Origin of the sequence: Phocaeicola barnesiae DSM 18169 = JCM 13652 (assembly GCF_000374585.1) — a bacterium.
Classification (GTDB): domain Bacteria; phylum Bacteroidota; class Bacteroidia; order Bacteroidales; family Bacteroidaceae; genus Phocaeicola; species Phocaeicola barnesiae.
On record NZ_KB894655.1, the window covers coordinates 44,582 to 68,197 of the forward strand.

Genomic DNA, 23,616 nt, shown 5'->3' on the forward strand with positions numbered 1-23,616 from the left:
TTCCTCACTTCCGGCCTGCCTCCAGAAGAAAAGCGGCAAATGCAACAGCAGCCTTCTTCCGGTATGTACCCTGCGGCCAGAAAAGATATCCCTGCGAAGTCAGCCTATCGGCACACAGTATCGGTATCTGTACCAGACCGGCTTCATTCGAAACAGCCGCCTGTGTCAGGACTGTAGCCCAATAACCTCCCTTTAAGATATGCAGAATAGTATGCACATCATTAATCTCCATCCCCACCGTAAATGTCAACTGATGCTTCAGGCATAATTCCTCTATTTTTTTCCGAGTGGCGAACCCACGTTCCGGCAGAATAAGCGGAGTCTCCGATAACCGTTTCAATGTGATGGAAGAAAGAGTAGAAAGCGGATGAGACTCGTGTACAATAAAATAAAGCCTCGACTGAAAAAGAGGTACGCGCTCAAATCCGTCGCAGATTCCTTCAGGCTGGAAAGAAAGCAGGATATCCAATCCGTTATTTTCCAGCAGATGCAACAGCTCCTCGGATGTACCGAACGTAATCCGCAAGCGTATATTGGGATAAACCTTCGTAAAAGGCTCCAGCGCAGAAACCAACACCGGCCCCATGCTATAAGTCACCCCCACATGAAGGTTACCTATCTTTATCCCCTTCAAGTCCCGCAGAATCTGCTTGCCGTCTTCTGCGTCCTGCAAAGCCTTATTGGCATACGGCAAAAAGGCAAGCCCAGCCTCCGTAGGAACAATACGTTTACCGATACGGTCGAAAAGCAGCACCTCCAGTTCATCCTCCAACTGTTTGATCTGCTGAGACAAGGTACTCTGCGAAATATACAATGCCCGCGCAGCCTCCGAAAAGTTCTGCAGCTCACAGGCAGCCTTAAAATACTTCAATTGCCGTAATTCCATATCCGTTATCGGTTTTACCTATATTCCTTATCGAAAAAATGATTTTTACAAATATAGAGAAATATTCTTTACGGGATTACATTTGTTACAAAATAACATAACAAACAAAATGTCCGGTCAGATACCGCTACCGGCAGAAGAAAGGGAAACGACATGAAAGCAACGGTTTTGTATTACAGTCACAAAGGAAAGACAGCATTTCTTGCCCGGGAAATAGCCATGTACTTATGGAGCAAAGGACTGGATGTCAGTCTCAGTTCCATCTCTGACTTCAACGCGGAGAAATTGTCCGGTTCAGATTTTCTGATTTCCGGCTGCTGGACATGCGGCTGGTTCATCATCGGCCAGCATCCTCATAAACAATGGAGAAAATCCAGTAAGGAGCTTTCCGAAAAAATTCCGCATCATCGTACCCTGTTCTTCACCACTTACCGGTTCCGGACCGGAAGCATGCTGTATTTCATGAAGAAAGTGATGCGGATTCCGACCGCTGCATCCGTACCTTTCCTGAAATCGAAAAACGGCCTGCTCACTCCGGAAGATAAAAGGACATTAGACCGGCTGATAGCCGTTCCGGCCTGATAATATTCACTCTAAACATACAGCTTATGATGGAAAACAAGAAACTTACCAGCGCTTCAGGCGCACCCGTCGCCGACAATCACAATGTTGCGACAGCAGGGAAAAGAGGTCCGATGCTCTTGCAGGATGTATGGTTTCTAGAGAAACTGGCACATTTCGACCGCGAAGTAATCCCCGAACGACGCATGCACGCCAAAGGTTCGGGAGCCTTCGGCAAATTTACGGTAACACACGATATCACTCCCTACACCAAAGCTTCTATCTTCTCGCAAATAGGGAAAGAAACGGAAGTGTTTGTCCGCTTCTCGACGGTGGCAGGTGAACGTGGTGCTGCCGATGCGGAACGCGATATCCGCGGATTCGCCATCAAATTCTATACCGATGAAGGGAACTGGGACCTGGTGGGCAACAATACACCGGTCTTCTTCCTCCGCGACCCGCTTAAATTCCCGGATTTGAACCATGCCGTGAAACGCGACCCAAGAACGAACATGCGCAGTGCCCGCAACAACTGGGATTTCTGGACACTGCTGCCGGAAGCCTTGCATCAGGTTACCATTACGATGAGTGACCGGGGAATTCCGGCCTCCTACCGCCACATGCACGGCTACGGAAGCCACACCTTCTCGTTCATCAACGCCGAAGGGAAACGTACCTGGGTAAAATTCCACCTGCATACCCAGCAGGGAATCAAGAACCTGACCGACCAGGAAGCGGAAGCCATCATTGCCAAAGACCGTGAAAGCCACCAGCGCGACCTGTACGAAAGCATCGAACGCGGTGATTTCCCACGATGGACCATGTATATACAGCTCATGACGGAAGAAGAAGCCAAGAACTGTCCGTTCAACCCGTTCGACCTGACCAAAGTCTGGTCGCAGAAACAGTATCCGCTGATGGAAGTCGGTGTGCTGGAACTGAACCGGAATCCGGAAAACTACTTCGCAGATGTAGAGCAGGCTGCCTTCAATCCGGCGAATGTAGTTCCGGGAATCGGCTTCTCGCCAGACCGTATGCTACAAGGCCGACTCTTCTCTTACGGTGATGCACAACGCTACCGTCTGGGAGTCAACCATTATCAGATTCCTGTAAACCGAAGCCGTTGTCCGTTCCTGAACATGTATCATCGTGACGGACAGATGCGGGTAGACGGAAACCACGGCTCTACACTGGCATACGAGCCGAACAGCTACGGAGAATGGCAACACCAGACCGAATACAAAGAACCGCCTCTGGAGCTGGACGGCGCAGCCTATCAGTGGGATTTCCGCGAAGACGATGCCGACTATTACTCACAGGCAGGCGACCTGTTCCGACTGATGTCACCGGAACAGCAGCAGGTTCTCTTTGAAAATACGGCCCGCTCCATGGGAGATATTCCGGAAGAAATCAAGCTCCGGCACATCCGGAACTGTATGAAGGCCGACGAGAACTATGGAAAAGGAGTAGCCCGGGCTCTCCACATTGACTGGAACAAAGTAATCCATTCGAACGAATGATTTATAACCGGTGCCGGATGAGGACATCCGGCATCTTTTACCCAATTACACTCAACATGAAGAAAATTATTTGCATCTATGCAGCCCTTATCGGGCTATCGTCTACATCATTGGCACAAGCCCAAAAACCGACAGGCCAACAAGTACAGATTATCGAAAACGGACTCCGCTTCTGCGAAAGTACATATCCTTACGAAGGCGGTATTCTGATTGCAAACTTCGGAACACAAGAACTGAACCCATTAAATACAGAAGGGAAAGGATATATCCTTCATTACAATAAAGAAGGTAAACTCCAACCCTTCATCACCGCCGACGGCAATCTGTCAGCGCCTAAAGGCATGTTCATCCGTGAAAGCCACCTGTTTGTCTGCGACGTGAACAAGATTGTGGTTTATGATTTGAACCGCCTGGAAGCTGCTCCTCAGATTCTGTCTTTCCCGGAAGGACATCTGTTTGTCAATGACCTGGCTGCTATAGGGAATACCCTATATGCCTCCGTAACCAACACTGACAAGATTTTCAGCATCGACATCAGCGATGTACGGAAAGCAGGACAGCCTGTAGAATGGTTGACTATCCCGGGACCCAACGGATTGCTGGCCGACAACAACCAACTGTATGTAGCATCCTATCCGGCCGATGGAAATACTCAAGACAAACATACCATCTATCGGGTGACAAATCTGGCACAACCCCAATCGGAGAAAGTGATTGAAATTCCGGGGCAATACGACGGCATTGCATTCTCTACCGACAAGGCCTCGCTCTACATCACCAACTGGTCGCCTGCCGGATTGAGCAAGATCGACCTGAAAACCGGAAAGACGGTTCCTGTGTCTATCCAACTGGACAAAGCCCTGATGGGTCCTGCCGACATAACGGTTGCCAATCATCGGATTTATATACCAGACCTTCCCAATAGCCGGGTAGTGATGGTCAAGGAACAATAAACGGACAGAACCGAACATCCTTTTTTGTGTTAAACAAGAAAAGGCAGAATCACCAAGGAAATTATCCAAGGAGATTCTGCCTTGCCTGTTCTATTCTCTTAAAACGATAACTTACAGACTTTGCAACATACGTTTCAATACGACTGTAGCCGAGATTTCACGGTTAGCGGCTTCCGGAATTACCAACGAAGTCGGCGCTTCAATCACATCGTCCGTAACAATCATATTCCGTCGAACCGGCAGACAGTGCATAAAGAATGCGTTGTTCGTAACAGCCATGTGTGCCGCATCAACTGTCCAGCTCATATCTTTATTCAGAATCTTTCCGTAATCGGCCGGATTTGTCACACCCGGACAAGCCCAGTTCTTGGCATAGATGAAATCGGCTCCTTCGAAGGCTTTCATCTGATTATATTCCACTTTAGCTCCACGCACGAATTTCGGGTCCAGCTCATAACCTTCCGGATGAGTGATGACAAAGTCCACATCGGCTTCATTCATAAAGTCGGCAAAGGAGTTCGGAACAGCCTGAGGCAGTGCACGCGGATGAGGAGCCCATGTCAGAACAACTTTCGGACGTTCTTTCTTCTTATATTCTTCGATTGTAATCAAATCGGCGAATGCCTGCAGCGGATGGCAGGTAGCCGCTTCCATTGAGAATACCGGTTTACCGGAGTACTGGATGAACTGATTCAGAATCTTCTCGGTATAATCGTCTTCACGGCTCTCGAAACGGGCAAACGAACGGACACCGATAATGTCACAATATGACGCCATTACCGGAATAGCCTCCAGCAAATGTTCACTCTTATCACCGTCCATGATTACGCCACGTTCGGTCTCCAGCTTCCAGGCACCCTGGTTCACATCCAATACAATGACATCCATACCCAGGTTACGGGCTGCTTTCTGTGTACTCAGACGGGTACGCAAACTATTGTTGAAGAAAATCAGCAAACAAGTCTTGTGCTTACCGAGATTCTCGTATTTATAACGGTCTTTTTTAATCTCAAAGGCTTCGGCCAAAGCTGTTTTCAAGTCGCCCAGGTCGAATACATTGGTATAAGTTTTCATAGGTTATATGTATATTAATTTGTTTCGACGCGCAAATATAACATAAAAATACAAGATTGAAGAAAAATCAAAGGGCTTCTTGCATAAACTTACCGGTTACGGACGGATTTGCCCATTCCCTTCTATCAACCATTTGTAAGTAGTGATCTCCTGCAGTCCCATCGGACCACGGGCATGCAGTTTCTGGGTACTGATACCTATTTCGGCTCCCAAACCGAACTGTGCACCGTCTGTAAACGAAGTTGGCGCATTGGTATAGACACAGGCCGCATCGACCGCACGGCAGAAATAAGTCGCAGCCGCTTCATCCTCTGTAACGATACACTCACTGTGCTTCGAACTGTAGCGGTAAATATGTGTTATGGCCTCTTCCAGATTGGCAACTGTCTTGACAGCCATCTTATAGTCCAGAAATTCTGTTCCGAAACTTTCGGCTGTAGCTGGAGCAAGCAACTCGGACGGATAATGACCTTCCAAAGCCTGATAAGCAGCCTCATCGGCATAAAGAATGACCCGACTGGAAGCCAAGGGCGCACAAAGCGCGGCCAAGTCCGACAGGCGGGAAGCATGTATCAACAGGCAATCGAGAGCGTTGCAGACACTGACCCGACGTGTCTTGGCATTATTCACAATGGCTTTACCCTTATCCAGGTCGCCCGAAGCATCGAAATACGTATGACAGATTCCGGCCCCCGTTTCAATCACCGGGATGGTCGCTTCTTTCCGAACATAATTAATCAGCCCACTGCTTCCCCGGGGAATGACCAAATCTACATACCCCTCAGCATGCAGAAGAGCCGTTGTAGCTTCACGGTCGGCAGGAAGCAGTTCCACTACATGCGGGTCCATACCGAAACGGTCCAGTACATCATGAATAATCCGGACTATCGCACGGTTGGAAGAATCAGCATCACTTCCTCCTTTCAAGATGCAAGCGCTGCCACTCTTCAGGCAAAGCGAAAAGACATCGAAGCTCACATTCGGACGCGCCTCATAAATGATACCGATAACTCCGAACGGGACACTGATTTTCCGGAGATGCAGCCCGTTGGGACGTACCCTGTCATCGAGTACCCGTCCGAGCGGAGAAGGTAAAGAAGCTACGTTCCGCATATCCTGGGCGATACCAGCCAAACGTTCCTTCGTCAGTTTCAAGCGGTCATATTTCGGATTCGAAGGGTCCATCCGTTCCAAATCTGCCAGATTGGCCTCCAGAATCTCATCGGTACGGAGCAGAGCCTCATCGGCTACAGCCAATAAGATGTTGTTCACTGTCTGCTCATCTGTCAGAGCCAACTTACGTGAAGCAAGCCGTACAGCCTGAAAAGTTTCATTCAGATTCATTTTCTTGCATATTAGATTATACTTTCATGCAAAAGTAGGAAAATCAGTGATATTCTATATAGGGATAAGCGTAAAATAATGAAATTTGTTCGTGAGAAGGGCTGAGATTGTATAAATTTCGTCATCCAACTAACAATTTATCCGAAAAAATTGTTATCTTTGAAATAACAAACCAAGAGATAGTCAACCCGATTTATTCACCTTTAACATCACAGACTATGGAAGAAAACGTATTCGAATCATTAGTAGAAGTTTTCCGAGGCAATCTTTGGGAAGCCGAATTGATTAAAGGCCTGTTGGAATCAGCCGGAGTAGAATCCATGATTAAGGACGAAACACTGTCGGCAGTCACTTCTCCTTATGCCAACATGGGAGGCAATGTCCTTGTTCTGGTGAATAAGGAGGAGGAAGTTTATGCCAAAGAAGTAGTAGCAAGAAGAAGTGTATGAAAACCAGAATTCCCGTAGCTGTAGCAGCCTGCCTGCTTTCATTATCTACCCTTACCGCTCAGGAGTTAAAGGACACCACATGGTCGTCGTACGGAGTTTCGTTCCGGGCTCCGTCAGACATCACCGTAGAAGACGATTCGGAAGAAGGATACATCGTCAGTAACGATACTTATTACATCACTGTCCAGCTGTTGGACGGCGAAGGTTTCAAGCGGAACGAACTGGGTGATGAATTGAAAAACATCGCCAACGATGACCAGGTCAGCGACCAGTCTGCTGTCCAGTCGTTCGAAACCCCGCAATTCTACGGAGCCCAAATTGAAGGGAACTGTGAAGGAGAAGCCTGTCTGTACAGTTACCTCCTGTCCAAAGATAACAGCTGCGGATTCTATGTTTCCATCCTTTACAAACAAAAAGGAGACACTGTTCCGGAAACAATTCTGAAAAGCTTCAAACTGGAAGACTGATTTTACCGGTCTGTCCATACCGACCGTTATAACAGCCGTAATATACACGCTGTTACAACGGTTTTCTTTTTATCGGCACAAACGACACCGCATCAATAAGCCGGAAATCCAGGACAAGAGATTTCAAAGATTCTTTAAAATACAGGCAATAATTCGCACATTCGTTTAAATATTCGTATCTTCGGACAATTTTAAACCTAATACACATGGCAAATTATTCATACTTCTTTAAAAAAGCTATCGGAAAAGGTCTGCTACTTCTATTAGGAACAGTCATTCTGATAAGTCTGACCTCCCAGTCCATCCGTTCCGATGACAACCAACCTACCGGAGATTCTGAATTCGACTATAGCTGTATCGATATTCCGTCAAGCATGGAGTTCTGCGGTACAACGATTGACCTGACCCGCTTCGACCGTCGGGAGCGCATGGACAGAGAACTGTTGGCATTCCGATACATGCACAGCACATCCCTACAGATTATCAAACGGGCCAACCGATACTTCCCCATTATTGAACCTATCCTACAAGCCAACGGGATACCAGATGACTTCAAATACCTGATGGCCATTGAAAGTAATGTCAATCCGTTGGCACGCTCGGTAGCCGGTGCTGCAGGCCTTTGGCAGCTGATGCCGGGTACTGCCCGCGATTTCGACCTGGAGGTAGGCAATCATGTAGACGAACGTTACCACATAGAAAAATCTACCCAGGCAGCCTGCAAGTACCTGAAACAGGCTTACAACCGTTTCCATAATTGGGAAACAGTAGCCGCTTCCTACAATGCCGGACAAGGCCGGATATCTCAACAGCTGGAGAAACAGTATGTTGATAATGCCCTTGATCTGCAACTGGTGGAAGAAACGGCCCGTTATACATACCGTATCCTGGCAGCCAAGCTCCTGCTTACTGCCCCCCAGAAATTCGGATTCTATCTGAAGGCATCCGATCTTTATCCCCCGATTCCATACCGGACAATCACGGTGACAGAATCCATCGATGACCTTCCTCGTTTCGCCAAAAGCCAGAACATCAATTATGCTTTGTTGCGTAACCTGAATCCCTGGATACGTTCTACCTCCCTACCCTGTCATGGAAATAAGAAATACACATTGAAAATACCTGATAAGGAAGGAATGGTCTACAACCCCAGAGTCATCATGCCACATGACCCGAACTGGGTAACCCAATGAACAGACAACAATCATTTATTACAATAAACCTCTATGTTTCATCGACTATGAAAAAACTATTAGTAGTAGGGTTGCTTGGCGCGGCATTGACGCCAAGCTATGCACAGACTTTCAAGGAATGGCAAGACCCGGGAATCAATGCTGTAAACCGTGCACCGATGCACACTAATTTCTTCGCATACGAGAATGCGGATGCTGCCGGCAAAGCAGTCAAGGAAGAATCGCAGAACTTCATGAGTCTGAACGGTACCTGGAAGTTCTTCTGGGTAAAAGACGCCGATGCACGTCCGACAGACTTCTGGAAAACCGGCTTCAACGACAAAGGTTGGGACAACCTGCAGGTTCCGGCCGTATGGGAACTGAACGGTTATGGCGACCCGATTTATGTCAATGTAGGATATGCCTGGAGAAACCAATACAAGAACAATCCGCCGTACGTTCCTACTGTCAACAACCACGTAGGTTCCTATCGCCGCGAAATAATGGTACCTGCTGACTGGAAAGGAAAAGACATCATCGCACATTTCGGCGCGGTAAGTTCAAACATGTATCTGTGGGTAAACGGCAAATTTGTAGGCTACAGCGAAGACAGCAAGCTGGAAGCTGAATTCGACCTGACTCCGTATCTGAAACCGGGCCAGCAGAATCTGATTGCTTTCCAGGTGTTCCGGTGGTGCGATGGCAGTTACTTGGAAGATCAGGATTTCTTCCGCTATACCGGTGTAGCCCGTGACTGTTACCTCTATACACGCAACAAAACCCGCATCGACGACATCCGCGTCACTCCGGACCTGGACGGACAATACAAGAACGGCTCTTTGGACATCGAACTGAACCTGAAAGGCAAAAGCACAGTGACACTAGAGCTGCGTGATGCCAGCAATCAGTCTATAGCTTCTACTGAGATTCAAGGGAACGGCAAAGTCAACACAACCCTTGAGGTAGAAAATCCTCAAAAATGGTCAGCCGAGACTCCATATCTCTACACCCTGTACGCTACCCTGAAACAAGGAGGGAAAGCTACAGAAGTAGTTCCGGTAAAGGTCGGATTCCGTAAAATTGAGCTGAAGAACGCACAGATTCTGGTAAATGGCCAACCGGTTCTTTTCAAAGGTGCCGACCGCCACGAAATGGATCCGGACGGCGGTTATGTAGTGTCACGTGAACGCATGATTCAGGATATCCAGATCATGAAACAGTTCAACCTTAACGCCGTACGCACCTGCCATTATCCGGATGATAACTTCTGGTATGAGCTGTGCGACAAATATGGCATCTATGTGGTAGCCGAAGCCAACATCGAATCTCACGGAATGGGCTATCAGGAAGAGACTCTGGCAAAAAATCCATCTTACAAGAAAGCTCACCTGGAACGTAACCAACGGAACGTACAACGCGGTTTCAACCATCCGAGCATCATCTTTTGGTCATTGGGTAACGAAGCCGGATATGGTCCTAACTTCGAAGCAGCTTATGACTGGATCAAGGCCGAAGACCCTAGCCGTGCCGTACAGTACGAACAGGCCGGACAGACCGGGAAAACAGACATCTTCTGCCCGATGTACTATGATTACAACGGATGTATCGAATACTGCAAGGATGACAGCAAACAGCTTCCTCTCATCCAATGTGAGTACGCTCATGCAATGGGTAACTCTGAAGGTGGTTTCAAGGAATATTGGGACATCATCCGCAAGTATCCGAAATATCAGGGAGGATTCATCTGGGATTTCGTAGACCAATCCTGCCGTTGGACAGGCAAGAACGGTAAGATGATTTATGCCTACGGCGGCGATTTCAACCGCTTCGATGCCAGTGACAACAACTTCTGCGACAACGGTCTTATCAGCCCGGACCGTGTACCCAATCCGCACATGTACGAAGTAGGTTACTTCTACCAGAATATCTGGACAACCGCCAAAGACTTGTCCAAAGGTGAAATCAATGTATACAACGAAAACTTCTTCCGCGACCTGTCGGCATACGCTTTGGAATGGGAATTGCTGAAGAACGGTAAAGTCATGCGTAGCGGACGGGTGGAAGATGTAAAGGTAGCTCCACAACAGACAGCTACCCTCACCCTGGATTTAGGAAAGACCTGTCAATGTGCAGAGTGGTTACTGAACGTAAAATTCATTCAGAAGAACCGCGAAGGTGTCATTCCTGCCGGACATGTAGTAGCCAAGAACCAGTTGGTAGTCAATCCATACAAGGCAAAAGACATGAATCTGGAGAATCAGGCTGAAAGCAATCAAGCCATTGCTACCCCAACAGCCAATGACGACAACTACAATTATCTGGTCATCTCCGGAAACGGTTTCAACGTAGAGTTCAACAAACAGACCGGTTTCATCAGTCGTTACGATGTAAACGGATTAAGCATGATAAAGGAAGGTGAAGCACTGACTCCGAACTTCTGGCGCGCCCCGACAGACAATGACTTCGGTGCAGGCTTGCAAAAGAGATACGCAGCCTGGAAGAACCCGGAAATGAAGCTGACTTCACTCAAACACGAAGAAAGCAACCAACAGCAAGTCGTTACAGCTACTTATGACATGCCAGGCGTATCCGCTCAATTGAATCTGACCTATGTCATTAATAATGCAGGTGCTGTGAAGGTCACTCAAAAGTTGATTGCCGACAAGAACGCCAAGGTTGCCAACATGTTCCGCTTCGGAATGCAATTAGTAATGCCGAAATCATTCGAAAACATCAGCTACTACGGACGTGGCCCGGTAGAAAACTACAGCGACCGTAACCACTGTACCGATTTGGGTATCTATAATCAGTCTGTCAGCGAACAGTTCTATCCGTACATCCGTCCACAGGAAAACGGAAACAAGACTGACATCCGCTGGTGGAAACAGACCAATGCCACTGGCAAAGGGTTGATGTTCGTTGCCGATGCACCTTTCTCAGCCTCTGCACTTCACTATACAATCGCGTCTTTGGATGATGGTATGGACAAAAAACAGAGTCATTCCAACGAAGTGGAAGAAGCGGACCTGACGAATGTCCTGATTGATAAAGCACAAATGGGATTAGGCTGCGTAAACAGCTGGGGAGCTCTGCCGGAACAAGCTTATATGCTGCCTTATGGCGATTACGAATTTACATTCATCATGACTCCTATCAGCAATAGCATGACAATCGAATAAGTCAAAGGAAAACCACTATTTTCTCTAAAAGCTCCTTTCTGTGAAACATCAGGAAGGAGCTTTTTTACATTATACCTCACGTTGAGTCTAAATAATAAATCCCTCAGGTTTATACGTTGATGCTAGAATATCAGCAAGTTACAAAGATAATAAAACAAAAGCGACAAGCAATTTTCACTGCTTGTCGCCTTCTGTCGGAATGAGGCGACTCGAACGCCCGACCCCTACGTCCCGAACGTAGTGCGCTACCAACTGCGCTACATTCCGATTGTCATATCAGTTATTTCCTGATTGCGATGCAAAGGTAGGCATAATTTCCGAACTACCAAAACTTATCAGACTTTTTTTCGAAAAAAATTATTTTTTATAGTTTTTCCCAAGAATCCTTTGGCTATTCAAAAACTTTATATACCTTTGCAACCGCAAACGAGAAACAACGGTTGCAGAAAACAACAAATTGGTGCCATAGCTCAGTTGGTAGAGCAAAGGACTGAAAATCCTTGTGTCCCCGGTTCGATTCCTGGTGGCACCACTTTGAAGAAAAGCAATTAGTAGTAAACTCCTGATTTCCAAACGAAATCGGGAGTTTTTGTTTTCCCGCAGGACGCAAAAAAGTGCGGAATATGACCGCTTCCGGTGTTCCAAAAGGTGGAGCGGAAAAGGCGGAGCGAAATTCTCCACCGAACAGGATTCTTTTTCGCTGATTTGCAATGTTTTGCGTATCAAGAAAACGTGGATGGTTTCCTACTTTTGTCCAACTAAAAATTGTAGGAAAATGAAAAGAAACTCGTTCAATGTGCTTTTCTTCATCAAGAAAGCCAAACTGCTGAAAAACGGAGAAGCTTCCGTTTGTATGCGCATTACCGTGAATGGTGCGCGAGTGGAAACCAACATCCGCAAGAGCATTGACCCAGCATCGTGGAATCAGGCGAAGGAATGTGTCCGTGGAAAAAGCCGCAAGGCATGCGACCTGAACGCCTATATCGAAAATGCGAAAATCAAGCTCCACCAAATCTTTAATGAATTGGAGGAACAGCGACAGCCCATCACCGCCCGACTGTTGCAGGAAAAGTTCTTCGGACAAGACAAGGAGCCGGAAGAAGTCCGCACGCTCATCGGCACCATACAGGAACATAACGACCAATGTCGTGCTCTCGTGGGGAAAGACTATGCGCTGATTACTGTTCGCCGTTATGAAAGCTGCAAACGCTATCTCGCAGAACTTATCAAAAAGAAGCATGGGAAAGAGGATTTGCCACTAACGGAAGTCAACGGGGAGTTGGTTCGTGCCTTTGAGTTCTACCTCAAAACGGAAAAGTCCTGCCAGCAGAACACCGTTATCCGTTACATGAAGTGCCTGAAAAAGATAACCAATCTCGCTTTGGCAAACGAATGGATAAGCAAAGACCCTTTCGTGGGCATCAAGTTTCATGAGAAAGAGGTTATCCGCGAGTTTCTGACAATGGATGAACTGCTCACCATCTACCACAAGGACTTTCCGTTGGAGCGCATCCGAATCGTGCGTGATGTCTTCATCTTTGCAGCAATGACGGGGTTGGCGTTCATTGATGTGCAGCAACTGGCACCCGAACATATTGTAGAAGATGCAAACGGCAACCTGTGGATTCGCAAGCCACGGCAAAAGACGAAGAATATGTGCAACATCCCTTTGCTTGACATTCCTTTGGAAATTCTCCGCAAGTATGCCGACCATCCGATGTGCCAAAAGAAAAAGGTATTGCTGCCTGTTCCCTGCAACCAGAAGATGAACAGCTATTTGAAAGAGATAGCTGATTTATGCCTGATAAAGAAGAATTTAACCACTCATGTTGCGCGGCACTCGTATGCAACCTCGGTCTGCCTCGCCAACGGTGTGAGTATCGAGAATGTGGCAAAGATGCTCGGTCACTCCAATATAAAAATGACACAACACTATGCGCGTGTGCTGGATAGTTCCATTCTGCGTGATATGACCAATGTACGAAATGTACTTTCTAATGCGATGTAAGGACTATGGAAAGAGGAATAATCACAATCACTGAAAACGGGGCGGTCACGATGCCGACCGCTCCCGTCTGGATGACGCAGCAGGAAATGTCCGATGCGTTCAATGTGTTCGACTGCGACATCCGCAAGGCTGTACACGCCATTTACAAAAACATGGAGTTGTTTGAAAGCGAAACGAAACGGTACATCAGGCAGGACAACGGGATTAATTATGATGTTTACAGCCTTGAAATGGTGGTTGCCGTTTCCTTCAAGTTGAGAAGTAGGGAAAGTATGGCTTTCCGGCGGTTCATCATGGGAAAACTCTGTTCTTTCGATAGAGGAAATTCCATCCATTTGTTCTTTTCGCTATCCGATACCCATCCACGATGCACGTGTTAGGATAAGGCGAACCGACCTTCCTGTAAAAAAAAATAAGCCGATGGCGGCAAGATAACTGTCCGACCATCGGCCTCATTTGTTTTTGTACGTTCAGATTTACGTTTCCAGACGATAGGCGTTTCGATACCCGCTCATCACCATCCGTTCGATATCCGATTCCTTATACAGAATTTTTCCACCTAATTGGTAGTAGGACACCATCCCGTTGTTGCGGTAGTCCTGCAAGGTGCGTCGGCTCACCTTGAGCCATGCCGACACTTCCTTGTCCGTCAGGAACTGTTCGTTACTTGGCGAAGCCTTATGGCTCGCGTCCATTCTTTCGATGCCTTCAAGCAGGGCATCCAGTTGTCCGATGAAGCCGACCTCCAGTTCACGGTCGGCAAGAATCAAGTCGTTCATAATTTACAGTGGATTTAGTGGTTATACTTCTGATTGTCTGATTAAATGCTACAGCCACGATAGGCTGCATCCTTACGCCTGTCCTCCACGAGCCGGACGATGCGCTGCACATCCTCCGGCTTGTAGAAAATCTTATGCCCGATTTGCGAGTAAGCCAGCGTGCCGTTGTCGCGGAACGTCTGCAAGGTGCGCGGACTGATGCGCAACTGTTGGCAAACTTCTTGGTTGTCCATCCAACGGCTGAGCCGTTTTCCTTCCCTCTTACGAAGGATTTCATTCACCCGGTCGGACAGGCGGTTGAGCTTGCCGACCATTTCATCATACTTGCTTTTTGAAATGATTACAATTTCCATACTCATTATATTTACTGATTGTTCTTCTTTTTGCCTGCAAAGTAAAGCCGTTGCTTGTATAAAACAATGGCTTTGCAATCTGTTGGCAGCTTGTGGCAGCAAGTGGCCGGGAGTGGCGTTATCCACCGAACCCGTAATGTCTGTTCCAAGCGTCCGTGATGCAAAGAAAAGTGAAGTCTGGCATAATCCGACCACTTCACATCTGTGTGGCAGCATTTGGCGTCGATGTGGTAGCCTGTGGCGTTCTTCTGGTTCATATACCATCCGAAAATATATTCTTCAGGTTTTCTAAAAGCCATATCCTTAAATCCGCCCCGACCGCTCCAATTAAGCCCTTAAAATTTCCAATACCCGTTTCATGTACAATGGCAAAACGGTGCAGCCTGAACCGTTCCGGCAATGCGTAAAGTGCAAAACCGTACATTGTTGCCACAGCCAATCCATTCGTTTGACTGCTTGCAATACAGACATTTCCTTTGCGACCGATAATCGGTCAAATGTGCGCACAACGACCTACATTGTTAAACATTTAATTCAAACAAGTATGAAGAAAAATTTAAGCTGCCAAAGTATGGATGCAACATTACAGGATTTTTTAGGCAACAAGCCGAGTATGGAAACACTGAAGCCCGACACACAATCTGCCGGCACAAAGGAACAGCCGGAAAAGACAAGCGAGGTTGTACTGGAACAGGCTGGTGAAGCCGTGCCGGAACAAGTGGATGAAACTCCGCAGGTGGTACGCCGCATCAGCGGCAAGCAGCGACGGGCATCGTTGGAGGAATACAAGGAATCTTTTCTCACCGTTCCGTCCATCGAAGACCGCAAGCCCGTGTTCCTCAGCCGTAGCACGCGCGACGCCCTTGACCGCATCGTCCGCATGTTCGGCGAGCGCAGGATGAGTGTGTCGGGACTGGTGGAGAACATCACCCGGCAGCACCTTGCCACCTACGGGGAAGACATCGAGGCATGGCGTAAACTCTGAAAATTAAGAAGTGGATTGACGGGGCGCAATTCAGAGTTACTCTGAACCAATCCAACGGAGTTTTGAGGGGAGCAAGTTTGTGTTTCGGGCATACCGAAACCGCCTGCTCCCACTCATGAACTCCGTAGAGAGCCGCATCCCGTTGGTCTATTATGTATGTACACTTTAATCATTAGAAATCAATGGAACAGAAACGGAAAATCAATAACAGGAACAAGGGAGGCCGCCCTAAGAAGGGCGCGGCTGACAAGCTGAAATACCGCCTAACGGTGAAGATGGCGACATCGGACTACTACACGCTGAAAGGCAAGGCACGGAGCGCAGGCATATCCGCCGGGGAGTTCCTGCGCCGTTGCATGAGGGACGGGCGGGTGAAGGAGCGACTCACGCCGGAACACACTGGTTACGTCCGCCAACTTTGCGGCATGGCGAACAACCTGAACCAGCTTGCGCACAAGGCGAACGCCGCAGGCTTCGTTACGGTAAGGATGGAATGCCGCATACTCGTGGCACGTATCGAAGAACTGTTGAATTTAATCCTCTTATGACAGCCGGATATGATAGCTAAAATCGTAAAGGGAAGCAGTTTCAGGGGTGTGGTAAACTACATTCTTGACAAGAAAAAGGACGCTAAAATCCTTGTCTGTGACGGGCTGTTTGCCGAGGACAAGGACACGATAGCCATGAGCTTCGAGGCGCAATCAAAGATGAATCCAAAGCTTACGAAGCCTGTCGGACACATTTCGTTGGCTTTTCATAAGGAAGACGAACACCGCCTGACCGACCGCGCAATGGCAGGAATAGCGTTGGAATATCTGACGGAAATGGGAATAACCGACACGCAGATTCTCATTGTGCGCCACTTCGACAAGGAGCATCCGCACGTGCATATAGCCTTCAACCGAATCGCCAATAACGGCAGGACAATCAGCGACCGCAACGAGCGGATACGCAGCGCACGCATCTGCAAGGAACTGACGAAGAAATATAACCTGTACTTCGCCAGCGGCAAGGAACAGGTGAAACGCCATCGCCTGAAAGAGCCGGACAAGACCAAGTACGGGCTTTACTCCATCCTTAAATCGGAGGTTTCGAGGTGCGGAAACTGGCGGCAGTTAGCCGCTAATTTGGAGAAGCAAGGCGTGGATATGCAGTTCAAGTACAAGGGCAAGTCGGACGAGGTACAGGGTGTAGTTTTCACCATGAACGGCTATTCGTTCAGCGGTTCCAAGATTGACAGGCGGTTCAGCTATTCCAAGATAGATGCTGCATTGGAACGTAACAGACATACCGAGCGAATGGAAATGCAGCCGCCCTCGTGTCGTGAAGAACAGTCCACGTTCCCAACCGAACCAAGGGGCAACGATGATTTGTACAGCGGTTCGATTGGTCTTTTCATGCCGGACAACGCGGACGGACAGGCTGAGGAAAACCGTTTCGAGGAAGAATTAAAACGCAGGAACAAGAAAAAGAAACAACGTAAAATAGGATTCTAAAAATGGACAATAATGAAGTTTATGCGCTCTTTGAGGACATCAAGAATGGCCTCAAGGGTATCAACGGGAAGTTGGAGAACGCTCCAAAAGTAGCAAATGCCCAGTCAGATGGACAGCCTCCGGCGGTGGACTTGAACCCCATAAAGGAGCTGTTCGAGAATTCCGCAAAAGAGCATCAAGCACAGATCAATGCCATGCTGACCAAGTTTGGGGAGGCAGAAGTTCACGCATCGAATAGGATTCTGCACTTGTTGCGTGACTTGAAAGAATCGTTTGTCAAAAGTTCGGAAGAACGGAAAGATGAGCCGCAGGAGCATATCCACCGTCACAGTTTTGATATCCGGTCAAGCAAGGTGTTTTCTCTTTTGGTCGGCATGGGTATCGTGTGCAGCCTTTCCGTCTGGGGTAACATCGAGCTTTGGAAATCCAAGCGTCAGTATGCGGACGATGCGTTGAAGTTCCGTGTCATCCGCTCATGGGGAGGTTGCAACGCCAATCATATCCTTTGGTTGAATGACGTGTTCGACATCCACCGCAACGAGGAAGCCATCGAATGGATACGGCAGGAGGCTGACGGCTACGACAAAGGGTTAAAGACCTTGTCGGACAGTCTGATGCAGGAGAAGTTGAAAGTGGAACAAATTAAAAAGTAAGATATGACACATATAAAACGCCCGATACGGCCTCCATAAAAAGAGTGGGTAATACACAAATTTCAATTATAAAAGCAGTTTGTCGTCAAAGCTTGAGTACTTTTGATAAGTAATCATTATCTTTGCAGATACAATCAATTATTATTGCACGTATGCAATACGTTTTAATATGGGAACAGAAAAAATAAATCGACTAAAAATAGTATTGGTAGAACAAGGGAAAACTGGGAAATGGTTGGCTGAACAGTTAGGAAAGAACGAGGCGACCATATCGCGCTGGTGTTCCAATACGACCCAACCCTCATTGGAAATGCTGATGAAGATAGCATCCATATTGAATGTAGATGCGAGAAGATTGATTAATAACGGGATAGAAGAATAAGGTCATGGCAAAGAAACAGCAGAAAGAAAAGAGCATAGAAGAAACCCTTTGGGATTCGGCGAATAAATTACGCGGGTCTGTTGAACCTTCGGAATACAAGCATGTGGTATTGAGTCTGATATTCCTGAAATATGCCTACGACCGCTTTGTGGAACGCCGCAACGAATTGATTGCAGACGGCAAGGAAGCGTTTATTGAACAGCCTGTATTTTATAACGCCAAGAATGTTTTCTACTTAAATGAAGTAAGCCGCTGGGACTATTTGATAGAAAATGCCAAACAGAACGACATCGCCATCAAAATAGATGCGGCTTTGGCTCAGGTGGAGAAAGACAACCCGACACTGAAAGGGGCTTTACCAAGTAATTATTATTCCGGATTAGGGCTTGACCGTACCAAATTGGCAAGCCTGTTGGACGTTATCGGAAAGATTGATACACAGAAAGACAAGGAACACGACTTAATTGGACGTGTCTACGAATATTTCTTGGGCAAGTTTGCCATAGCCGAAGGAAAAGGTAAAGGGGAGTATTATACGCCCAAGACGATAGTCAACCTGATAGCGGAAATGATACAGCCTTACCGGGGCAAGATTTATGACCCTTGTTGCGGTTCCGGAGGCATGTTCGTACAGAGCATGAAATTTATTGAAGCACACCACGGCAACAAGAAAGACATTTCCGTCTATGGACAGGAATACACCAACACGACATATAAGTTGGCGAAGATGAATCTTGCCATCCGTGGCATAGCCTGCAACTTGGGCGAAAAGGCTGCCGATACGTTCCATGACGACCAACACAAGGACTTGAAAGCGGACTTCATCATGGCAAATCCGCCTTTCAACCAAAAGGCATGGCGGGCGGAAAACGAATTGACCAACGACCCGCGTTGGCACGGTTATGACGTGCCGCCCACGAGTAACGCCAACTATGGATGGATTCTGAATATCGTATCTAAACTATCTGCCAATGGCATGGCGGGCTTTCTGCTTGCCAACGGTGCGTTGAGCGGCGATGGTACAGAGTTGAACATACGTCGCCAACTATTGAAGAACCATTTGGTGGAAGCCATTGTAATCCTCCCTCGTAATATGTTCTACTCTACGGATATCAGCGTTACACTTTGGATATTGGCTGGCAACCGCAAAGCCCGTACTGTAGAACAGAACGGCGAATTGGTGAACTACCGCAACCGAGAGAATGAGGTTTTGTTTATCGACTTACGTCAATGGGGAGAACCGTTCGAGAAGAAATATATCCAGTTCTCCGGGGAACAGATTGCACAGATAGCCGAAAACTTCCATAACTGGCAACGCGAAGGTTATGAAGATACCTATCGCAATGTTCCCGAATACTGTTATTCTGCTACGCTGGAAGAAATCGAAGCAAAAGGTTGGTCGCTCGTGCCCAGCAAATACATCGAGTTCAAGAACCGGGATGAAGGCATCGACTTCGATACGAAGATGAAGCAATTGCAAAGCGAGATGCAAGAATTGCTCCGCGAAGAGGAAGAAAGCAAAAAGGAGTTGTTGAACCTGTTTAAAGAGTTGGGGTATGGATTTGAATGACAAGATTGTAATCTATCAGACGAAAGATGGAAAGACATCCATTGATGTGAAATTGGAGAATGACACGGTATGGTTATCTGCCAATCAAATGGCAGCATTATTCGAAAGGGATGAAAAGACCATAAGAAAGCACATCAATAATGTGTTTTCTGAAAATGAGTTGGAGAAAAAGAACAACACGCATTTTTTGCGTGTTGATGGAGTGAAACAGTCGGTTGCTTTTTATTCTCTTGATGTCATCATCTCCGTAGGCTATCGTGTAAAAAGCCAGCGCGGCACGCAATTTCGCATTTGGGCAAATAGAGTGTTGAAAGAGTATCTGGTGAAAGGTTATGCCGTCAATAAAGCTTTGACGGAACAACGCTATACGGAACTGAAACAGTTGGTCGCCGTCTTAGGCAGGACGGTCAAGGCACAAGAGGCATTGACTTCCGATGATGCCCTCAATCTGGTGGAAGTGGTTTCCGACTATGCCTATGCCCTTGATACGTTGGACAAGTATGATTATCAGCAGTTGTCGGTAGAGCAGACTACGAACGAAGCAAAATTCCGTGCAACGTATGAAGGTGCCATGCAAGCTATCGAAGAACTGAAAGCCAAGTTTGGAGGAAGTCAATGGTTCGCCCATGAAAAAGATGATTCGTTCAAGAGTTCCATCGGACAGATATACCAGACATTCGGCGGACAAGACCTCTATCCGTCAGTAGAAGAAAAAGCCGCCATGTTGCTTTATCTCGTAACCAAGAATCATTCGTTCAGCGATGGCAACAAGCGCATAGCCGCCACGCTATTCTTATGGTTTATGGCAGGCAACGGTATCCTTTACAATCCGGACGGTACGAAACGCATAGCCGACAACACACTTGTCGCCCTTACACTGATGATTGCCGAAAGTCGTACGGAGGAAAAAGATGTGATGGTAAAAGTAGTTGTGAACCTGATAAACAAGAACAACTATGAATAAGGGAGAAATGAAACGGCTGGGCGATTATATCCGCGAGGTGGATATAAGGGATCGGGATTTGGAGGTGACGAAACTATTAGGCGTCAGTATTTCCAAAGAGTTCATGCCATCCATTGCGAACACTATTGGAACGGATATGTCTTCTTATAAGGTAGTTGAACCTCGGCAATTTGCATACGGTCCGGTTACATCACGTAATGGAGATAAGGTTTCTATTGCTTTGTACAAGGACGATGAAAAAGCAATAGTTTCACAAGCCTATACGATATTTGAAGTTAAGAACAAGCAAGAACTTCTCCCCGAATACCTGATGATGTGGTTTCGTCGCCCGGAGTTTGACCGTTATGCCCGTTTCAAATCACACGGCAGTGCGCGAGAAATTTTTAGTTGGGAAGAAATGTGTGATGTGGAATTACCCATTCCTCCCATAGAACAGCAGCAAAAAATTGTATTCGAATACGAAGCTATTACCCGTCGCATTCGCCTTAATGAGCAAATCATCACTAAGTTGGAAAAAACGGCGCAAACTCTCTATCGCAAGATGTTTGTGGACGGGATTGATAAGGAGGATTTGCCGGAAGGATGGAAAATTGAAAAATTAGGGGATTATGTAGAATTATCTCAGGGTGTACAAGTTGAAGTAGAAAAACAATCACTTGTTAAGTTGAAAGGATATAATCGGTTCATTAGAATAATAGATTATACTCCTAACTCTTCTGAGCCACCAAGATATGTTAATATCATAAATGAACGATACTTCTGCACTGTAAATGATATCGTTATTATACGCTATGGAGACGCAGGAACAATTTGTCGAAGATTAGAAGGTGTCATTGCAAATAATTTATTTAAAGTTTCACCAATAAAGAGGTTGACCTGCAACTATTTATATTATTTCCTAAGAAACGAAGAAATTCAAAAGCAAATAAAAAATTCTGCTGCGAGTTCTACAATGCCAGCCATTACTCATTCAGCAATAAAAAATTTAGACTGCCTTATTCCATCCTCTGATATAATAAAATCATTCGATGATAGGGCAAATGTTGTTGAGAAAAAGATTTTATTATTACAAAACGAAATATGTAAATTAAAAGAATTACAGTCTTTGCTTTTGGCGAAGATGGGGCAAAAATCAAAATATTATAGACATGAGTGAATTACAAGTAAGACACATAGCTTCTATGTTGAAAAGAAACTATTCAGGTAAAATAGACGTATCAGATTGTTTAACAACGAAAACTGAAGATAAAGAAGCACTTCTATTAACAAGAGCTTATGCGGCATATTCGCTACAGGTTATAGCATGTGCTTCGGAAGATGTTGCTGCAAATTCCATAACAGATGGTGTAAATGATAATGGAATTGATGCAGTTTTATTCGACCGGGTAACTAAAATATTATGGTTAGTTCAAAGTAAATGGAAAAGAAAAGGTATAGGAGAGCCAGAGTCCGGAGATACTCTTAAGTTTTGTTCTGGTATTAGAAAAATCATTGAAAATGATTTTGATTCATTTAATGATAAAATCAAAATGAAACAAGATGATATAGAAGATGCTCTAAATGATTATACTGTAAAAATTCATCTAATACTTGCTTATACAGGTGATGATAAATTATCCACTCATAATAATGATGCAATTAATCGATTATTAAAAGATATAAATGAAGATTCGGAAGAGTTGATTTCTTTTGAAACATTTACTTTGTCAAAAGCCCATAAAGCATTAGCCGGTTTATCAGAAGGACAGCCCATAAACAGTGAAATAACAGTAGAGCATTTTGAAAAAATTGACACACCATACAAAATGATTTATGGAATCGTTAACGGTAGTGTCTTTGCTCAATTGTGGGATAAATATAGGAATAAACTATTTAATGAAAATATACGAGGCTTTTTAGGAGATAGTGTTGTTAACGAAGACATGCAAAATACCATTTTACAATATCCTGAAAACTTCCTTTATTACAATAATGGAATTACATTATTATGTGATTCATTTGTAAAAAAACCTCTTGTTCAACAAAATGCTGGTACGTTTGATGCTAAAAATCTTAAAGTCGTAAACGGTGCTCAAACAGTAGGTACAATAGGAAAAGCATATAGTCAAAGCCCTGATTCTGTTGAGAAAATATGGGTGTCTGTCAAGTTGATATCTTTGGAAAATTGCCCTCAAGAATTTGGAGAAAATGTCACAAAAAAGACAAATACACAGAATAGAATAGAAAAAAGAGATTTTGTGTCACTTGACCCATTACAAGATAAATTAAAAACTGAGTTAGCAATATTAGGTGTAGATTATCATATAAAGCGATATGCAGGAATGAATATTAATGAAACTTCATGTACTGTTGAAGATGTTATTGTTGCAGTTGGATGCTCTTTATCTAATATAGATATTGCAGTGACTGCAAAACGTGAAGTTGGTTTATTATGGAATGATATAAATCAAGAACCCTATACATTAATTATTAATGAAAAATTGACTGCCATAAAGGTTTGGCGATGTGTGCAAATCATGAGAAAACTTAATAATTACATTAAAATCAACTCAAAGGATAAAAAAGGGAAAGAAAAACAATGCCTAATTCATTCAAATAGATTTGTTTTACACATTTTGTTAAATAAAAATGCCTCCTTATTAGGTGATGAAAATCTAGATTTTGATTCATATTTAGAAAATAGAGTACAACAAGATATAGAAACAATAGAAAAGAAAATTGTATCTGCTGTAGAAAAAAAATATAAAACATCATTAGTACATCAAATATTTAGGAATTATACAAAATGTAGAGAATTACAATCCCTATTATTAAAATAACG

24 protein-coding genes and 2 tRNA genes are annotated in these 23,616 nt (G+C 45.6%); 19 read left to right on the forward strand and 7 right to left on the reverse strand.

Features of this window, described 5'->3' with window-relative positions; genetic code table 11:
* Positions 1-4: 4 nt before the first annotated feature.
* The gene (locus C510_RS0112525) at positions 5-886 is read right to left on the reverse strand and encodes a LysR substrate-binding domain-containing protein (protein ID WP_018711687.1); all 882 of its coding nucleotides are present in this window, start codon (positions 884-886) and stop codon (positions 5-7) included.
* 153 nt (positions 887-1,039) lie between these two features.
* Here C510_RS0112525 and C510_RS0112530 point away from each other — a divergent pair, with 153 nt between their 5' ends.
* The 3 genes from C510_RS0112530 to C510_RS0112540 are packed head-to-tail and all read left to right on the forward strand — an operon-like array spanning position 1,040 to position 3,920.
* On the forward strand, positions 1,040-1,468 hold the full coding sequence (locus C510_RS0112530) for a flavodoxin family protein (RefSeq protein ID WP_018711688.1): 429 nt from the start codon (positions 1,040-1,042) through the stop codon (positions 1,466-1,468).
* A 29-nt stretch (positions 1,469-1,497) separates the two neighbouring features.
* On the forward strand, positions 1,498-2,967 hold the full coding sequence (locus C510_RS0112535; protein WP_025892754.1) for a catalase: 1,470 nt from the start codon (positions 1,498-1,500) through the stop codon (positions 2,965-2,967).
* Positions 2,968-3,023: 56 nt separating this feature from the next.
* Positions 3,024-3,920: a YncE family protein gene (locus C510_RS0112540; protein WP_026320222.1), complete on the forward strand. Its 897-nt coding sequence runs from the start codon at positions 3,024-3,026 to the stop codon at positions 3,918-3,920.
* 111 nt (positions 3,921-4,031) lie between these two features.
* Here C510_RS0112540 and C510_RS0112545 read toward each other — a convergent pair whose 3' ends face one another.
* Together C510_RS0112545 and C510_RS0112550 are read right to left on the reverse strand one after the other, a co-directional pair.
* The gene (locus tag C510_RS0112545) at positions 4,032-4,994 is read right to left on the reverse strand and encodes a Rossmann-fold NAD(P)-binding domain-containing protein (RefSeq protein ID WP_018711691.1); all 963 of its coding nucleotides are present in this window, start codon (positions 4,992-4,994) and stop codon (positions 4,032-4,034) included.
* Positions 4,995-5,090: 96 nt separating this feature from the next.
* Positions 5,091-6,338: a glutamate-5-semialdehyde dehydrogenase gene (locus C510_RS0112550; RefSeq protein ID WP_018711692.1), complete on the reverse strand. Its 1,248-nt coding sequence runs from the start codon at positions 6,336-6,338 to the stop codon at positions 5,091-5,093.
* A 218-nt stretch (positions 6,339-6,556) separates the two neighbouring features.
* Between C510_RS0112550 and C510_RS0112555 the strand changes: the two genes are divergently transcribed.
* From C510_RS0112555 to lacZ, 4 genes are all read left to right on the forward strand, one after another.
* A complete protein-coding gene (locus C510_RS0112555; protein ID WP_018711693.1) occupies positions 6,557-6,787 on the forward strand; it encodes a DUF2007-related protein in 231 nt (76 codons plus the stop codon).
* Positions 6,784-7,254: an amidohydrolase family protein gene (locus tag C510_RS0112560; RefSeq protein ID WP_018711694.1), complete on the forward strand. Its 471-nt coding sequence runs from the start codon at positions 6,784-6,786 to the stop codon at positions 7,252-7,254. The genes C510_RS0112555 and C510_RS0112560 overlap by 4 nt, the downstream gene beginning before the upstream one ends.
* A 206-nt stretch (positions 7,255-7,460) precedes the next feature.
* Entirely contained in the window at positions 7,461-8,447 is a 987-nt protein-coding gene (locus tag C510_RS0112565; RefSeq protein ID WP_018711695.1) for a lytic transglycosylase domain-containing protein, read from the forward strand.
* Between the two features lie 47 nt (positions 8,448-8,494).
* Positions 8,495-11,605, forward strand: coding sequence for a beta-galactosidase, LacZ type (gene lacZ / locus C510_RS0112570; RefSeq protein WP_025892752.1), 3,111 nt, complete (start codon positions 8,495-8,497; stop codon positions 11,603-11,605).
* 194 nt (positions 11,606-11,799) lie between these two features.
* On the opposite strand, the gene C510_RS0112575 is transcribed toward lacZ, so the two are convergent.
* A tRNA-Pro gene (locus C510_RS0112575) sits at positions 11,800-11,872 on the reverse strand.
* Between the two features lie 192 nt (positions 11,873-12,064).
* Here C510_RS0112575 and C510_RS0112580 point away from each other — a divergent pair.
* The 3 genes from C510_RS0112580 to C510_RS0112590 all read left to right on the forward strand — a co-directional run bounded on the left by C510_RS0112580 (position 12,065) and on the right by C510_RS0112590 (position 13,993).
* Positions 12,065-12,137 (forward strand) — tRNA-Phe (locus C510_RS0112580).
* Between the two features lie 243 nt (positions 12,138-12,380).
* Positions 12,381-13,613, forward strand: coding sequence for a site-specific integrase (locus tag C510_RS0112585; RefSeq protein WP_018711697.1), 1,233 nt, complete (start codon positions 12,381-12,383; stop codon positions 13,611-13,613).
* 5 nt (positions 13,614-13,618) lie between these two features.
* Entirely contained in the window at positions 13,619-13,993 is a 375-nt protein-coding gene (locus tag C510_RS0112590; protein ID WP_025892749.1) for a virulence RhuM family protein, read from the forward strand.
* A gap of 96 nt (positions 13,994-14,089) precedes the next feature.
* Here the strand turns inward: C510_RS0112590 and C510_RS0112595 are convergent, their stop codons facing one another.
* From C510_RS0112595 to C510_RS17380, 3 genes are read right to left on the reverse strand one after another with little or no spacing between them, the layout of a single operon-like run.
* Positions 14,090-14,392, reverse strand: coding sequence for a helix-turn-helix domain-containing protein (locus C510_RS0112595; protein ID WP_018711699.1), 303 nt, complete (start codon positions 14,390-14,392; stop codon positions 14,090-14,092).
* A 41-nt stretch (positions 14,393-14,433) separates the two neighbouring features.
* A complete protein-coding gene (locus C510_RS0112600; protein WP_025892747.1) occupies positions 14,434-14,745 on the reverse strand; it encodes a helix-turn-helix domain-containing protein in 312 nt (103 codons plus the stop codon).
* Between the two features lie 11 nt (positions 14,746-14,756).
* The gene (locus C510_RS17380; protein WP_154651984.1) at positions 14,757-15,044 is read right to left on the reverse strand and encodes a hypothetical protein; all 288 of its coding nucleotides are present in this window, start codon (positions 15,042-15,044) and stop codon (positions 14,757-14,759) included.
* Between the two features lie 272 nt (positions 15,045-15,316).
* Here C510_RS17380 and C510_RS0112615 point away from each other — a divergent pair, with 272 nt between their 5' ends.
* The 9 genes from C510_RS0112615 (at position 15,317) to C510_RS0112655 (ending at position 23,614) form a co-directional block, all read left to right on the forward strand.
* Entirely contained in the window at positions 15,317-15,730 is a 414-nt protein-coding gene (locus tag C510_RS0112615; RefSeq protein ID WP_018711703.1) for a DUF3408 domain-containing protein, read from the forward strand.
* A 182-nt stretch (positions 15,731-15,912) separates the two neighbouring features.
* Entirely contained in the window at positions 15,913-16,278 is a 366-nt protein-coding gene (locus C510_RS0112620; protein WP_018711704.1) for a plasmid mobilization protein, read from the forward strand.
* A gap of 9 nt (positions 16,279-16,287) precedes the next feature.
* Positions 16,288-17,226 carry a relaxase/mobilization nuclease domain-containing protein gene (locus tag C510_RS0112625; RefSeq protein WP_018711705.1) on the forward strand — a complete coding sequence of 313 codons (939 nt, stop codon included), beginning with the start codon at positions 16,288-16,290 and terminating at the stop codon, positions 17,224-17,226.
* 2 nt (positions 17,227-17,228) lie between these two features.
* On the forward strand, positions 17,229-17,879 hold the full coding sequence (locus C510_RS0112630; RefSeq protein ID WP_018711706.1) for a hypothetical protein: 651 nt from the start codon (positions 17,229-17,231) through the stop codon (positions 17,877-17,879).
* Between the two features lie 169 nt (positions 17,880-18,048).
* Positions 18,049-18,261, forward strand: coding sequence for a helix-turn-helix transcriptional regulator (locus tag C510_RS0112635; RefSeq protein ID WP_025892740.1), 213 nt, complete (start codon positions 18,049-18,051; stop codon positions 18,259-18,261).
* 4 nt (positions 18,262-18,265) lie between these two features.
* Positions 18,266-19,831 (forward strand): type I restriction-modification system subunit M, encoded by a 1,566-nt coding sequence (locus C510_RS0112640; RefSeq protein ID WP_018711708.1) that lies wholly within the window; start codon positions 18,266-18,268, stop codon positions 19,829-19,831.
* Positions 19,818-20,795 (forward strand): virulence RhuM family protein/type II toxin-antitoxin system death-on-curing family toxin, encoded by a 978-nt coding sequence (locus C510_RS0112645; RefSeq protein ID WP_018711709.1) that lies wholly within the window; start codon positions 19,818-19,820, stop codon positions 20,793-20,795. Before C510_RS0112640 ends, C510_RS0112645 begins: the two co-directional genes overlap by 14 nt.
* Positions 20,788-21,951 (forward strand): restriction endonuclease subunit S, encoded by a 1,164-nt coding sequence (locus C510_RS17195; RefSeq protein WP_018711710.1) that lies wholly within the window; start codon positions 20,788-20,790, stop codon positions 21,949-21,951. Before C510_RS0112645 ends, C510_RS17195 begins: the two co-directional genes overlap by 8 nt.
* The gene (locus C510_RS0112655; protein WP_018711711.1) at positions 21,944-23,614 is read left to right on the forward strand and encodes an AIPR family protein; all 1,671 of its coding nucleotides are present in this window, start codon (positions 21,944-21,946) and stop codon (positions 23,612-23,614) included. The genes C510_RS17195 and C510_RS0112655 overlap by 8 nt, the downstream gene beginning before the upstream one ends.
* The last annotated feature ends 2 nt before the right edge of the window (positions 23,615-23,616 follow it).